Source organism: Proteiniphilum sp. LBM24028 (genome assembly GCF_056629195.1).
In genome coordinates this window covers 1,127,365-1,141,856 of the sequence record NZ_CM152817.1, presented here as the reverse complement: position 1 = coordinate 1,141,856, position 14,492 = coordinate 1,127,365, and the positions used below count along the sequence as shown (strand labels likewise).

General features: G+C 41.8%; 14 protein-coding genes. All 14 read right to left on the bottom strand.

The window, feature by feature from the left end; genetic code table 11:
* Positions 1-26 precede the first annotated feature (26 nt).
* Positions 27-1,415, bottom strand: a complete 1,389-nt coding sequence (locus AC1HCU_RS04465) for an exopolysaccharide biosynthesis polyprenyl glycosylphosphotransferase (protein WP_480369558.1) — start codon at positions 1,413-1,415, stop codon at positions 27-29.
* 20 nt (positions 1,416-1,435) lie between these two features.
* On the bottom strand, positions 1,436-2,152 hold the full coding sequence (locus tag AC1HCU_RS04460) for a WecB/TagA/CpsF family glycosyltransferase (RefSeq protein ID WP_480371048.1): 717 nt from the start codon (positions 2,150-2,152) through the stop codon (positions 1,436-1,438).
* Positions 2,124-2,969: a hypothetical protein gene (locus AC1HCU_RS04455; RefSeq protein WP_480369555.1), complete on the bottom strand. Its 846-nt coding sequence runs from the start codon at positions 2,967-2,969 to the stop codon at positions 2,124-2,126. Before AC1HCU_RS04455 ends, AC1HCU_RS04460 begins: the two co-directional genes overlap by 29 nt.
* Before the next feature lie 133 nt (positions 2,970-3,102).
* A complete protein-coding gene (locus AC1HCU_RS04450) occupies positions 3,103-4,212 on the bottom strand; it encodes a glycosyltransferase family 4 protein (RefSeq protein ID WP_480369553.1) in 1,110 nt (369 codons plus the stop codon).
* Positions 4,209-5,327: a glycosyltransferase family 4 protein gene (locus AC1HCU_RS04445; RefSeq protein ID WP_480369551.1), complete on the bottom strand. Its 1,119-nt coding sequence runs from the start codon at positions 5,325-5,327 to the stop codon at positions 4,209-4,211. Before AC1HCU_RS04445 ends, AC1HCU_RS04450 begins: the two co-directional genes overlap by 4 nt.
* A gap of 23 nt (positions 5,328-5,350) precedes the next feature.
* Positions 5,351-6,220, bottom strand: a complete 870-nt coding sequence (locus AC1HCU_RS04440) for a glycosyltransferase family 2 protein (RefSeq protein WP_480369549.1) — start codon at positions 6,218-6,220, stop codon at positions 5,351-5,353.
* On the bottom strand, positions 6,217-7,587 hold the full coding sequence (locus tag AC1HCU_RS04435) for a hypothetical protein (protein WP_480369547.1): 1,371 nt from the start codon (positions 7,585-7,587) through the stop codon (positions 6,217-6,219). The genes AC1HCU_RS04440 and AC1HCU_RS04435 overlap by 4 nt, the downstream gene beginning before the upstream one ends.
* Positions 7,588-7,590: 3 nt before the next feature.
* On the bottom strand, positions 7,591-8,700 hold the full coding sequence (locus AC1HCU_RS04430) for a glycosyltransferase (protein ID WP_480369545.1): 1,110 nt from the start codon (positions 8,698-8,700) through the stop codon (positions 7,591-7,593).
* Positions 8,675-9,970 (bottom strand): glycosyltransferase family 4 protein, encoded by a 1,296-nt coding sequence (locus tag AC1HCU_RS04425; RefSeq protein WP_480369542.1) that lies wholly within the window; start codon positions 9,968-9,970, stop codon positions 8,675-8,677. The genes AC1HCU_RS04430 and AC1HCU_RS04425 overlap by 26 nt, the downstream gene beginning before the upstream one ends.
* Positions 9,971-10,012: 42 nt before the next feature.
* The gene (locus tag AC1HCU_RS04420) at positions 10,013-10,924 is read right to left on the bottom strand and encodes a glycosyltransferase family 2 protein (RefSeq protein ID WP_480369539.1); all 912 of its coding nucleotides are present in this window, start codon (positions 10,922-10,924) and stop codon (positions 10,013-10,015) included.
* The gene (locus tag AC1HCU_RS04415) at positions 10,921-12,420 is read right to left on the bottom strand and encodes an O-antigen translocase (protein ID WP_480369536.1); all 1,500 of its coding nucleotides are present in this window, start codon (positions 12,418-12,420) and stop codon (positions 10,921-10,923) included. Before AC1HCU_RS04415 ends, AC1HCU_RS04420 begins: the two co-directional genes overlap by 4 nt.
* A 10-nt stretch (positions 12,421-12,430) precedes the next feature.
* Positions 12,431-13,540, bottom strand: a complete 1,110-nt coding sequence (locus AC1HCU_RS04410) for a DegT/DnrJ/EryC1/StrS family aminotransferase (protein ID WP_286880320.1) — start codon at positions 13,538-13,540, stop codon at positions 12,431-12,433.
* A 9-nt stretch (positions 13,541-13,549) separates the two neighbouring features.
* Complete coding sequence (locus AC1HCU_RS04405; RefSeq protein WP_480369533.1) at positions 13,550-14,068, bottom strand: acyltransferase; 519 nt, start codon at positions 14,066-14,068, stop codon at positions 13,550-13,552.
* Complete coding sequence (locus tag AC1HCU_RS04400; protein ID WP_480369530.1) at positions 14,049-14,477, bottom strand: sugar 3,4-ketoisomerase; 429 nt, start codon at positions 14,475-14,477, stop codon at positions 14,049-14,051. Before AC1HCU_RS04400 ends, AC1HCU_RS04405 begins: the two co-directional genes overlap by 20 nt.
* Between the last annotated feature and the right edge of the window lie 15 nt (positions 14,478-14,492).

Genomic DNA, 14,492 nt, shown 5'->3' with positions numbered 1-14,492 from the left:
TGCCTGACCATCAGCCGGACAGAGAATCACCCTGCATTTTTATAGGTATTATTTCCAAAGAGTGTCATAAATATAATCTTGATGTCCCGCATCAAGTCCCAGTTTTCAAGATACTCCATATCATACTCCACCCTTTTTTCCATTTTCCAAAGCTCGTCTGTCAGCCCCCTGTATCCATTCACCTGTGCCCAGCCGGTTATCCCTGGTTTTACAAAATGGCGGACTTTGTAATGCCGTATAAGCTCAGAGTATTGTTGAGTATGTTTCAGCATATGCGGTCGGGGTCCAACCACCGACATGTTGCCGAGAAATACATTTATAAACTGAGGCAATTCGTCGATATTGCTGCGTCTGAGGAATTTGCCTATTGAGGTAATTCTTGAATCGTTCACTTGTGCCTGTTTACTATCTGACTCGTCATTCACCGCCATCGTCCTGAATTTAAGGCATGTGAAAGTTTTGTTGTTAATTCCTGTCCTTTGTTGCTTAAAGAAGAGGGGGCCTTTGGAGTCCAGCTTTATCAGCACAATTATTACGGGAAATAACCAGCTGAATATTAAAATAATAACAACGAAAGAGAATAGGATATCGAACAGGCGTTTTACAAATCGAAATGTCAACTTATCCAACGGAATCTCTTGAGGGTTAAACATCTCGAACAAACGTGACGAGTCAATTTTCTTACCCGTATAGCTGTGGTTACTCCAAAAACCTTTCATGAGTACATACCGTATACGCATCCCGGTTTCGTTACACTGTGAGAGAAGTACTTTGGTATTATCCCTGGTAAAATACCTGGGATCAGTTACAAGAAGCATATTCAATTTGTAGTTCTCTGCCAAAGAGGCTAACTCATCAAGTTCTCCAAGTATTTCAACATCTGGCTTGTACTCATTATTGGAAAGATAACCCACAAGTTTATAACCCAAAGAAGGGTTATTCATTAATAATTTGCCCAGTACCAGGTCTGAATCACCTACTCCCAATATTGCTACTCTGTGGTGTGCATATCCCATTTTATAGCGGTACTGGTGAAATTTATAGATAAAATAAAAAACAATCACTTTCGTAACAAAAAAGAAGCCGGTATACTCTACCAGAAATCCCTTGTGATACCCTTTCGGGAGAAATATCTCTGCCAACAGGAAAAGAGTGATGAGAAGAATGAGAAACCTTATGCTGAATGCTTTCACCCTTTCAGCGTAGGCATCATTAAAAAAATAATTTCTCTTTGAGTAGATGATGTATGCAAAAAGCTCCGAAATATTGGCATGCAAAATATAGAGATTTCTCCCCGGAAGATCCACATAATTATACATCGGGCTATTGTAATAAACCATGTAAACCGATAAGTTTAAGAGTAATAAATCGAAGATAAGATAGAAGAATCTTATCCCTGCATGTTCAGAATCCATAAGCTGTGATTGTTAAATAGTTACTTCCTGAACTTTTCTTTTAAAATTCCTATTACAAACTGAGTATTCCCGATGAGATACCTTCGCCACATCCTGCGTGGCTCCCGGATCAAACGATACAACCACTCCATCCCGATGTGTATCATCCACCCCGGTGCACGTTTCACCGTACCGGCATAAAAGTCGAACACTGCACCGATACAGCAAATATGTCCCGCATTCAATTGGCCAAAATATTCATAAGACCATTTTTCCTGCTTCGGAGCAGTCATTCCAACAAAAAGCACATCAGGCTCAACCTCATTCACTGCGTTGATCATTGCCAGGTTATCTTCTTCGTCGAACAAAGTCTTGAATGGCGGGGAATAGCCGTAAACCTGCAGTCCGGGGTATTCTTGCCGAGCTCTTGCTTTAATAAGTTCGAGCGTTCGCTCCGAACTGCCAAGGAAAAAACATTTTCCGCCCCGTTCCTGCACGCGTGTCATTTCGTATTGAAAAAGATCAAAACCTGCAATCTTTTTTATTTTTTCCCCCTTCAGTAGGCGCATTGCCAATACCACACTAATACCGTCAGGCAACAACATGTCGCTTGCCTGAAGTGCCTGTCTGAAAACGGCATCTTTCCTCAGTGTATTGTAGGAATGGGCATTGAGCGTACTAATAAGCTTCTTTGAGGGTTGAATCTCCTGCAAAGGGCCACTGTATATTTCAAGTTTTTGCAGCATAATTTTCAGTATCTATCTGTTCTATATCGGGACCCCATGTAAATGTATACTTTAGAGATGTGGTACAATTGTGTATCTCCTTAAATCTGAGTAATCCGATATTGGGTTCTCCGTTGAGTCCGGAAGCACCCAAATCGATAAAATCGTACTCCATTTTTTTGTAATAATCATATATGCTTCCGTACAACAGGTCCATCACTCCAACAGACCTGTTCTCCAGATCGTCTCCCATAAAGATTCCCTGTGCAATTTTTTCATGACCGCGGTAAAAGACAGCTGCTCCCAAGCGATTTCCGTTTTCATCTTTTATCAGAAAAAAATCGACCGGCATAATGCGGTTTACCTGCACAATGTCATTCAAACTCATGTGTATTTTTCTTCCTTGTACCTCGCGATTCCTGAAAATAATCGTGTACACTTCCTGAATGGATTGTTCGTCTGTCACGACATGAAAAGAGAGTTCATTGCGCAACGCTTTATTGTAATTCTGTGCCACCGAGTGTTTAACCCATATACCATTAAATTTATGAAGGTCTATCCAATTGATGATTTCAGGGATTGACACAATGAAGTTGAGTCTGACAAATGCATTGATGCATTTTGCATTCATATTCGTCTGATAAAGGTCGGGCGGAAGTGTGATGGTGATTCTTTTAAAATTATTTTCACGAACAAAGTTTTTTAGCTGGGATATAAAATCGAAAACTAACTCGTACGACAAATACTCATGCGTATAGTGAAAACCGGCAAAAGGCGCTGAAAAAGGAGCACAGAGGACATCATCCTTTACCCCTGCAAGCAGTCCCATTGAAATATCGTCACTCTTCATCAACCTGATAATTTTATCAGTTTTACCTTCTACTAATCCAATAAATGACTCAGAGATAAAAGGATTCAAGTCTTTAGAAAAATGTTTTCTGTAAACATCTTTTGATACTTCGATTAACATTGTACTTCTTTTTTTAATTGATAACATCTTGTAAAATTGATAGCAACCTCCGCTCAAAAACTCTCTTCGTAAAGAAGTTCTCGTACTTCACTCTTCCGTTTGCCCCCATTTCCTCCCTCAAGGAAGGATTCTGAATCAGGCTTTCAATCCGTTCGGCCAGATCATTTGCATCATCCTGAGGGTGAAGCAGGTAGCCGGTAACACCTTCGTCCACTATTTCCGGTATACCGCCCACAGCATATGAGATTACAGGCAACCTGTGTTGCATGGCCTCCAGTATTACCAGGGGAAAACAATCGCAACGCGAAGGAAGTACAAAAATATCGGCCTCTTCAAACACCATCTCCTTCAGTTTTCCATACCTCTTTCCCAGATATTTTACATGCCCGTCAAGCCCCATACCCCCGGCGAAGTCGGTAAGTTTTTTTTCGGTGACATCACTCTCTCCTCCTACAAATTCACATTGAAAATGATACCCTTTTTCCAAAAGGATCTTGCAAGCTTCCACCAGAATAAAAACCCCCTTCTCCCTCATCAGGTTCGAGAAGAAAAGTATCCTGAAAGGTCTGTTCCCGGTTTTGGACAAAAAGGCTATTCGAGGCTGGTAATCACTTATGCCATTAGCACAATAATACACACTCGACTCTGGTACATATTCTTTCACGTCGTAATAGAGATGTCTGGAGAGAAGTATCACCGGAGCCTGGTTAAATACGAACCGGTAAAACAGGTCATTCAGTCTGTTGTTTTTTTCGTTTATTATGCCTCTGTTATGAATATGGTAGATAATTTTAGTGTGGAACAAACGCAACAGGGCAATGAGGATTACATCTTTACGAAAGCCGGGGCCGGTAGTGGTCAGTGCATAATAACAGAGATGAGGCTTGTGTCTTATTAATGTGGCGAGTAATGTTAACCATATTTTCACAAGCCGGACTATCTTCACAAGGTTCGTTTTTCCGCTCTCATTCACCTTCCGCGACAATATAAGATTGATATATTTTCCCCTGAATGCATCATTTATCAGTCTGCTTCCTTTAATCTGTTCCCCAACTACCGATGAACCGTGCACAGGGGGCGGTAGATGCAACAGGTATAATATCTCCTTTCGTTCAGATTTCATAACATTTTGGTGTATAATTGAGCATAGGATTCAATCATTTTATTCATGGAGAATTTCATCATTGCAAAATCAAATGCCATTTTCCGAAGTTTATTTATGTTGTAGAAATGCTCCTTTATCTTTTCAAAAATTGCGTATAATTCCTCCCGCCTCTCAAGATGAAATTTAAGTGGCCAATTTTCCGGCAATGTCTCGTCGAGCCCCGGAGCAAAGGAGGCAATGACCGGAACTCCGGCAAATGAGGCTTCGATCGATATTAGTGTCAACCCCTCAAAATGCGAAGGCATGAACAGAAAATCGAATGCATAAAACATGGTGGAAACATTGGGAACGGGATCGTATAGCAATACATCGCTCCTTTGTTGCGAAAGCTGGAGCAATCTTTTTTTATAGGTTCCGTCCCCTATAAGGTGAAACAGGAAACTACCGGGATATAACCGGCCGACCTCCGGTATTGCCGATATGAGTGTTTCCATCCCTTTATAATCTTCAAAACGCCCGCAAAAGGCAATATTAATTTTTTCTTTGCTTATTTTAAACGGATGGGGACATTGTTGAGGAACGGCACATCCGTTATAAATTATCTGCCTGTTCGGGGAAAGTGGCAGCCGGTATTTCTTTCTTAATTGTTCGTAAGCCACCATAGCGTATGAAGAGACCGCTGCAACCGGCTCATTTCCATAGGCCGACTCGGCAATCCTGCCCATTTTATGATGAGTTCGCCATAATTGAGTATTGTGTATTGTACGAACAACTTCGGGCGTTTTAATTCTGAACAGAGTGAGAATTCTTACTGCAATAGCCAAAACGAAATCTGGCAGGTCCGTATGGGAGTGAATGATGGAAGGTTTCTCTTTCAGAATAAGAAAAAACAGGTGAAGGGGGCCAAAAAGAAGGCTTCCCCGCTTGGAGCCTCTATGCAGAGTGATGATCCGGATATTTTTACGCTCTAACTCTTTTCTTTTGTGATCGGCATAACTGTTTTTTGTCCGGTACAACTCTACCACGGAAATCTCTGCAGAATGGGATAAGTTGCCATACTCCGACAGGTGAAAAGCAATTATTTCTGCTCCTCCCAACTGGATAGATGATATGAGTTGAAATATTTTTTTCATTGCATTGTTATCAATTGATTTGTTCACGCTGTCTTTTTAAATCGATCCCAAACAGAAGGAAAGAGGATCTTCATCCACATCATAATAAATGAATAAGGAAGGTATGCCGGAAAATGCTTCTTTATGTAAAACAGATACTCGCTGTATGCAAGTCCCTTCGGACTCTTCATCCAACGGATTCTTTCTTTCAGGGATAAACCTGTTTTCCAGTTTTTCCCGTGATTATGCTCACATATACCACAAACACCGGGTGCCAGCCATAATGGAATATTTCCTTTTAGAGCTCTTAGGGAATAATCGTAATCGGCAATTCCGTGGGTATACCGTTCTTCAAAAATACCGATCCTGTCCACCACATAACCACTGACCCACAGAATATTGGCGTTAGCCAGGTCGCACTGTTGAGGATAAGAAGCCAGCGCAAGTTTCTGCATGGTCATAATGAGGTGGTTTCGTATGATTGTTGACCCGCCGTACGTTACCTCGCCCGTAGCTCCGTCGACTGTAGCTCCGGTATATATTCCCTTCATGCCCGTTTCCGACAGTGAATATGTCTCTGCCTTCAGTAAATTCCAAATAAAGTTCCGGTACAATATCACATCGTCGTTGATCAGCAGAAAGGCATCATACTTTTTCCTGTCCAGGGCGGTTTTCCATGCCAGTCGCATGCCGCCAGCCCAAAACATATTCCCGTTACCTTCTACCAGATTGACATCTGGAAACAGTTCTTTCACTGCATTGCCGGTCCCATCGGTGGAACCGTCATCGGTCAAATAGACATCGACCCGATATGCAGGAGGAACCTCAGCCCGCTGTAATGATTCCAGACAAGCAATTGTTTTTTCCCTTCTGTTGTGGCATGTAATCAATGCCGCTACACTCTTTGTGTTCATACGATAATTTTTTCATTCTCCTCGGCTATCGGCTTCATGTCCAAGTCAATGTCGTATTCGTTCTTCTTAGTCATAACGTATTGAAAACGAATAAACCGCACGTCAAATATTCCTCTCGCCCACACTACAATTTCATTATTTGTCATTTTTCTGAACGAATGAGAAAAACAGATCCCCAGAATAATCATCAACATAAAGTAATTTACGGTGAAGTTATTCACATCTTCAATCCAAGAAAAGAGCCATCGAAAAGCAATGAAAACCCCTAACATCTTTATATAGATGTTCTTTGATCTGTTTACCGCCAGATAAGATGCTCTGAAGAATATCAGAAAATAGAGAACCACTCCCATTACCCCCGTCCAGGTAAATACATTGGCTAACCCTATTTCGTTGGCAAGTCGTTCGTTTCTACCCGTTAATTCAGCTGCCAGTACACCGAATGTATTGGAATCATTTCCTCTCGCGGGTGTTCTGCCCAACAGCCAATAATTGTTGTTGATGGCCGACTCCAACACCTCAATATAAATAAAAGTCCTTGTATCGGCAGTAGCACTCATTTCCACACGGTTGCCCTCATTATCGGTGCCCACAGCAACATAATCACCTTTGATATATTCGTTCATATTAAATACGTTAAATACATGGGTCACTCCCAGTACAAAAAAAAGTACCGGAGCAATAAACAATGAAACACGGGCAATTTCAATGACCCTGACACTGATCTTCTCTTTCAGATAGTAAATGGCCAGGATAATAAATGTCACGCCAAATTTCAGGATATTGCTCCTGGCACCGAAATCGGAAAATACAACTGCAACAGTAAGCAGCAGAATAAAGAATCTCTGACGCACGGTAAATGCCGGAAAAAACAGGATCATGACAGTCACTGGCATCAGGTAAAAACCAAAAGCATCGGTCCTGATGATCAGGGCAAATAACGCGAACAACGGCAAGGCATATTTTACATAAAAAACAAAGAGCGACTGTACCACAATCTTGTTGGTGGCGGAAAACATGACGATGGGCAACATAAGAGCCATCGAGTTGCTTATCAACCCTTTCCAGTCCCAATACAATTCTGCTTCAAACATGCCTCTTGTTATGCATACTACATTCCACAGCAGGTATATCCAGACTATAAGCATATTGTCTTCGTTCGTTTTATCGAAAAAATAATACCGGGAAAAGAAAAATACCGCCAGAATCAAAAATGAAATACCCCACCACAGTGTTGTGTTATCGAGAGAGGAGAGGACCGGAATTCCCGGCTTTATATAAGGCAACACGGTGTAAATAGTCATTAAAAGAATCGATACGGGAATCAGATGACTCACTATCTGTTTGTTCACATTTACTTTTTTCATTTTTCACTGGTTATAAAGAGTAAATATCACCGGCACATTTTTTTCCATATGATAGGTTTTATCGACCAACTCTCTGGCATTGGCCGAAAGCCTTTCTGAAATCTCAGGGTGGGAATAGAGTTCGATTACTGTCTTAGCCAGCAATTGATGATCTTCGGGGATAAGACAACTGTTTTCCCCGTTTTTATTAAAGTCCCTCAATCCGGCTACATCATAAAGTATGGCGGGGATACCGCACGCCATGGCCTCAATTGTTGTAAGGGAGATTCCCTCGAATTTACTCGTCATAAGATAAATGTCTGATGCCACCAAAAATTTTCGGACATCGGTTTGGTTGCCATAAAATCTAACATGGCCAGAGACACCCAATTCAGCTGCAAGCTCCTTCTCTTTTGTTTCAACATCTCCTTCTCCCAGGTGAAGGTACACTACAGCAGGATGCTCTCGTACAATATAGGGGAGTGCTTTTACTATTTCGGAATGTCTTTTAATCTCGCTACAACCTCCTACTGAAATAAGTACCAGAGCCTCCTGTGGAATATCCAAGGCTTCTCTGATTTGTTTTTTTTCACCGTTTAGCGAAGGGAAAAAACGATGAGCCCCATACCAGTTATACACTTTCTTTGTTTGATTATGGTAGTAGGACAGTTCGTGTTCATAAACAGAATCACTTATAGTTTGAAATCTGCATTCAAAGATATTTTTGGCGGACCAACGTTGAAAAACATGATACAGATAGCTATAACGATGAGAGGGAAAAACACTGTGAAACGTATAGACGGAACGTTTTCCGGCCACCCACGTACAGAAAGCCAATGCCCACATGAAAGCATTCACGTGAATGTGAACGACATCGAATCTCCCTTTTTTCAAAAAATGAATAAACTGTGAGTAAAACCGGATACGCGCTGTTATCCTCCAGCCTCTGGGGTAAGGGCAATGAACCACCTCGAATCCGGCTTGCCTGAAATACGATGCATACTCTCCAGGATTTGCAGCGGTAGCCATGACGGTTAGTTCACACCCTCTCTCCCGAAAAAGAGGGGCCGCATCCACATACATTATCTCAGCGCCCGAAAATTTTAGTTCATAGAGCACATGCAATATTTTCATGATGATGATCTATTATGTTGGAATAAATTGACATATATTGCCTGATTGTATGCTCGATATGATGGCGCTTCTGAGCGATCATCCGGGCTTCGCGACCAATTTTCTCCGCCAATGCATCGTCTGAAAAAATACGTTTTACCTGAAAGGCCAAATAAGCGTGATCTCCCGGCGAGAACAGAAGCGAACTCTCATTATCCTTCACGATAGAGGGCACTCCACCTACTGCAGAGGCTACCGATGGCACTCCAACCATCATGCTTTCGCCCAATGAGTTTGGGCTATTTTCCATAAAAGAGGGGAGGACAAATACATGTGCATTACAATATTCATGAGCCATTTCGGTAGCAGATAACTTCTTTTTGAATACAACATGACCCTCCAAGCCGAGTTCTTTTATTTGAGTTTTCACGTAATTTGCATAATCTTCAGACACCAGATAGTCTTTCCACTTGGGGGATTTCGTCTGAATCGTGGACAAAGGTGCTACTATTTTCACATCAGGATAATCCTGTTTAAGTATGGCAGCTGCTTTCAACAGTACATGGAAACCTTTTAGGGGTGATGCGGCAGAGGGAACAAATATCCTGTGTCGTTCACAATTGTCAATCTCCCACTTTGTTGTGTAAAACTCTGCACGCAGCAGCTCTTCTCCCTGAAAATAGACCGCTTCTGGATTCAGGGACATCAGTTGCGCCCTGTCCCACATTGTACGACCCACAAAATAGCTGTTTATATTGTATATTTCCCGCTCTATCAGGATGTAACGTTTCCATTTTCGCAAAGCAAAATTTACTCCTCCCCGTCCCAACCTGTTTTTAATCGATCGGTATTTTTTTATATTGACAGTTGCCACGCTATGTTTCAGGTTATCATAGCAGGGAGAGACAATACCCTGAATAGAGCATACAACAGGGATTGATTCGTCAATGAATTTGCGCAGAAGGCCGAAATTTTTTTCCGTACCATGCACATGGATGATATCAGGCTTAAAATCGTTTATGGCAAACAGATATTCTGATGCAAGACGAAGGTTTATATTTCGGATATTCTCATTTTTCATCACGGGAACAGAATAATAGATGATATTGTCGATCTCTTTTTTTTGAGCTTCACCGTTGAGGACCGGTGTAATTGAACCCAATTTTACGTCGGGTTCATTATGAAGAAGATAAAACAACGGAGCGATCCACGAACCTCCCAGGGTAGGCCTTCCTTTTACATAGGGAAGAAAAGCTTCAAACAGATCATGTGTGACCCAAAGAATACGCATAATGTTCCGTTCTTTAAATTGTTATACATTATCAGAAACTCACTATTTTTTAATTCCACTTAGTCGTAGATACCAATAAAAGAGACTTAACTTATTCAGGATCACAATTCCTTTCCGTCCCTTAAATCCTTTATATTTAAATCGCAGCCAACACTCATAATATATCGACAAGTCGATAGGATTCAACAGATTAAGATGTTTTGACCGGTATTTTTTAAATATCCTATGTGCCTCTTCCGTTCTGATTTCTTCCAATTTATTACTCCTGGAAACTGAGTCAGCATGGACTCTGTATCCTACGGTTGACTTATTCATATAATATACCTTTACATTCATCTCGGTAATCCGGTAAATAACCGTCATATCTTCGTAGATTCTGAACTCCTCGTCGCAAAGATGAATTAGGTCCAGGATTTCTTTTTTGTAGAAGAAAGTGGGAGTATTTAAGAAAGCCGGCCAACGGACATACGCTTTCAGTTGTTTTCTTGCAGTAGGCAAATTTACAAAGTAGGCCAACCCCTCGTTTACCGTATTGTCTGCGAGTGGCATGCCGTTTTCGTCTATCTTACACATATCCGATACAATAAAAGTGGCATTTGAATTACCGGCATAGCTCAAATTATCGGAAATGCAGCCAGGCAGGAGTATATCATCTCCGGATATGGTTTTTATCCATTCACCGGTAGTTGATTTGAATCCTCTGTTACAGTTTGCGGAAGTACCTGTGTTACAAGCGGAAGTAATTAATCGGGCATTGACAAAATGATGCCTGTTATTGTTTAACCATTCGCTGCAAATCATGACAGTCTCGTCAGTTGAGCAGTCATCACTTACAATCAACTCAATATGCTTCCAGGTCTGTGCTTTCACACTTTCCAATGTTTTTGTCACATACCGGGCACTGTTATATGTGATAATAATCACCGAGACCAACGTGGCATTTTCTGAAATCATAATGAACTGTTTTTTTTGATTTTCTGCGTAAATACCCGAATCATCTCTCTTATGCCAATCCTTTTCTCTAGCTCCCTGAATGAATACCACGAAGATATAGCTATGAGCATAATTCCCGGCAGGTAGATATATGGGTATTCTATCAGGTTCACTACAATAAAGCTCACCAAAGCCAGCAGAAACTGAATTAAAAAAAGAGTGACCGCTTCCTTATGAAAGGAAAAGTCATACTTGATCTTCGCAATTGTAAATACCTGTATACAATATAGGGTGTAAGATATCAGGAAAGAAAAACCCAAACCGGTCAGTCCGCCCAGGTAATATCCCGTCATATTGATTATTAAAGAATAAACACTTCCAACAAATTCATTCCAAAAGAAGAGCTTACCGTCTCCTTTTGCCAAAAACACAAAAGCAACAGCCCAGCTCATGGCTTTAAAGAAAATACCCAACGAAGCCCAATAAACCATCCCGGTAATTGCTAAAAATTGAGTCGAATACAAAAGAATCACTGCCCAATTAATGAATACAAGAAAAAAGATGAGGATAGGAGCCAAAATAAGCAGGGCAATTTCAGCCTGCTGATTGATACTCTCTTTACATTGCACATTGTCGTTTGCTACTGTTGATAAACGCGGATAGTAATCTGTTCCCATGGCGGTGAAGATCATTCCTACGTACGTATTGATGATGGTGAATCCGGCCGAATAATGGCCTACATCCGCCACATTTCCTGCATGATTAATAAAGATGCGCAGCAGATAAGTCGCAACGAGCGTGGTTAAACCACTCAGACTGATCATCACTCCCATCACAATCATACTTTTCCCTTCTGTTAAAATTGCCGGTCTGGAAATTTCAGTCTTTTCAGTCTTGATCTTGCGTGCGAAATACCGCGAAAAGAAAAGTGTGATGAACGATGTGATAATAATGACCGGTACTATTCCTCGAACACCGAACCGGTAATAAAGAGGAATGGAAATAAGCAGTCCGGTCAGGCTACCGTACACATTGACCTTTGCCAGATTCTGCAACCGGCGCAATCCCTGTAACAACACCAATTCTCCGGAACTCAACTGGTTGAACAACAACGTAACCGAAATCCATACGAATGCCAGCCTGTACTCTCTGTTTCCAAAAGTAATAGTGCTGAGCCAGGGAGACAGGAGCAGTGTCACCAAAGCGCCCAACAAGCCGGTATACCAGACCAGGCGGCGTAAAACGGAGATAACAGTAGATGCACGAACGTTATCTCCTGAAGCATTTGCTTCGGAAATATTCTTCACTGCGCTCGTTCCCAGGCCGAAGCTTGTGACTCCACTTACCAAACCGGTAGCAGAGGTAAGCAACCCGACAATCCCCATACCGGACGGACCCAGTAGTATCGCAATAAATTTTGAGCGTACTACCGAAATTAAAATCTGAAAGAACTGCACTCCGCCAAAAAGCGACGTTGCCTTCATGATTTGCCGGTATGAATTTTTCTGTACTGTCATCTATCTTTTTTCAATTCTGTGAACAAAATGAATTCACAACCCGAGCCACCATCTCCACCTCTTCATCGGTAACAACCTGACTTATTGGTAAGCTCAACACCTCTTTGTGAATTTTTTCGGTTACAGGTAAATGCAAATGATTCAGCTCCCTGTATGCTTTCTGCCTATGGGGTGGGACTGGATAGTGAACCAGTGCCTGCACACCATGATCGTTCAGAAATCGCAACATTCCATCTCGTTTGGGAGTACGGATAACAAACAGATGAAATACATGTGCATTCCAATCGCTCACCTCGGGTAATATTACTTCCGGTTGGGTAATACGATCCAGATAATGTCGTGCTACCTCTTTTCTGCGTTCATTGTCACTTTCAAGATGATTCAGCTTCACGTTCAATACAGCTGCCTGAATTTCGTCCAATCTGCTATTATACCCCTGATAGTCGAAAATATACTTTCTGACAGACCCGTAGTTGCCCAGCGACCTGGCCTTTTCTGCCAAACTCCTATCGTTGGTAGTGATGGCACCGCCATCACCCAGTGCACCCAGGTTCTTACCCGGATAGAAACTATGGCCTGCAGCATCTCCCAGCGACCCGGTAGTTTTTCCATGATACTTGCATCCTGCCGCCTGTGCGTTGTCCTCAATCAATTTCAGGTTATACTTTCGGCATAACGAGGCTATTTTGTCTGTATAACCACATCTGCCGTACAAATGCACCACCATGATTCCTTTTGTTCTGGAAGTAATAGCCTCCTCGATTTTCTCGTCGTCAATCTGATAAGTCGTTAAACAGGGTTCAATCAGAACAGGAACCAGCCGGTTGTCGGTTATGGCAATAATTGAGGCAATAAAGGTATTGGCGGGAACAATTATTTCGTCGCCTTCCTTCATCGCTCCCATTTCCATATAAGCACGCAGAATTATGCGCAGCGCATCCAATCCGTTAGCAACGCCTATGCAGTGCTCGGTTCCGATAAATCGGGCATAATTATTTTCAAATTCAGCCGTTTCCTCACCCAGCAGGTACCAGCCGGAATCGACAATCCGAGAGATAGAATGATGGATTTCATTCTCATACTTCTGCGTTATTTTTTGAATATCAAGAAATTTCACCATACACGTTTGTTATAAATGATGAATGATGCCTTTTTTGTCTTTTTTTTGAAGATCCAATATCACACCGTCTTCGGTCATGTACCCCTGATGTGTTGCCGGATTACCATAATATAGTGCATATGCCGGGATATCACTTGTAACAACACTTCCCGCACCCACAAACGCGTATTCCCCGATAGTGATACCGGGGAGAATCGTTGCATTGGCACCGATAGAAGCGCCGGTCTTCACCAGCGTGTTCATAAGATTCATACTATCATATGCTTTGGAGCGGGGAATCAACTCATTCGTAAAGGTTGCGTTGGGACCAATAAAGACATTGTCTTCAATAGTCACTCCGTCCCACAGTTGAACCCCATTCTTTATCGTTACATTATTACCTATCACAACCTTATTCTCAATAAATACGCAAGCACAAATATTGCAGTTGGATCCGATAACGGCTTCGGGCAGTATTACACAATATTGCCATACATTGGTATCAATTCCAATATTTTCACTCTGAACATCAGATTGGATGTGAATCATTTTTATATTCTTTAAATTCGTTATAATCTCTTATATAGTCTTCCTCGGAAAATTCTGTCGACGCCAACACCAAACAGACTGATCCCGAAGAAAAATTATCCAGTTCTCTCCAGATGCCGGGCACAACAAGTAATCCCCGGTATGGCCTGTTAATGGTAAATGTTCTTTTTAACTCGCCATCATCGATCGTAACGTCAAAACTGCCGCTGGCAGCCACAATAAATTGCTGCAGTTTTTTATGTGCATGCCCGCCTCTCGACTCGCCTCCCGGTACATCATAGAGGTAGTAAACACGTTTGACACCAAAAGGAATCGTTTTGGCATTCTCCACTACACTGATGTTTCCCTTTTCGTTATGATGCTTATCGATTTCCAGCATGGTACAATCATAAATGTTTGTCTTCTTCATAAGCTGTGTGTATCT

Coding starts and splice junctions, on each gene's coding strand:
- AC1HCU_RS04465 (WP_480369558.1), bottom strand. CDS start 1,415: ATGGATTCTGAACATGCAGGGATAAGATTCTTCTATCTTATCTTCGAT.
- AC1HCU_RS04455 (WP_480369555.1), bottom strand. CDS start 2,969: ATGAAGAGTGACGATATTTCAATGGGACTGCTTGCAGGGGTAAAGGAT.
- AC1HCU_RS04450 (WP_480369553.1), bottom strand. CDS start 4,212: ATGAAATCTGAACGAAAGGAGATATTATACCTGTTGCATCTACCGCCC.
- AC1HCU_RS04445 (WP_480369551.1), bottom strand. CDS start 5,327: ATGAAAAAAATATTTCAACTCATATCATCTATCCAGTTGGGAGGAGCA.
- AC1HCU_RS04440 (WP_480369549.1), bottom strand. CDS start 6,220: ATGAACACAAAGAGTGTAGCGGCATTGATTACATGCCACAACAGAAGG.
- AC1HCU_RS04435 (WP_480369547.1), bottom strand. CDS start 7,587: ATGAAAAAAGTAAATGTGAACAAACAGATAGTGAGTCATCTGATTCCC.
- AC1HCU_RS04430 (WP_480369545.1), bottom strand. CDS start 8,700: ATGAAAATATTGCATGTGCTCTATGAACTAAAATTTTCGGGCGCTGAG.
- AC1HCU_RS04425 (WP_480369542.1), bottom strand. CDS start 9,970: ATGCGTATTCTTTGGGTCACACATGATCTGTTTGAAGCTTTTCTTCCC.
- AC1HCU_RS04420 (WP_480369539.1), bottom strand. CDS start 10,924: ATGATTTCAGAAAATGCCACGTTGGTCTCGGTGATTATTATCACATAT.
- AC1HCU_RS04415 (WP_480369536.1), bottom strand. CDS start 12,420: ATGACAGTACAGAAAAATTCATACCGGCAAATCATGAAGGCAACGTCG.
- AC1HCU_RS04410 (WP_286880320.1), bottom strand. CDS start 13,540: ATGGTGAAATTTCTTGATATTCAAAAAATAACGCAGAAGTATGAGAAT.
- AC1HCU_RS04405 (WP_480369533.1), bottom strand. CDS start 14,068: ATGATTCACATCCAATCTGATGTTCAGAGTGAAAATATTGGAATTGAT.
- AC1HCU_RS04400 (WP_480369530.1), bottom strand. CDS start 14,477: ATGAAGAAGACAAACATTTATGATTGTACCATGCTGGAAATCGATAAG.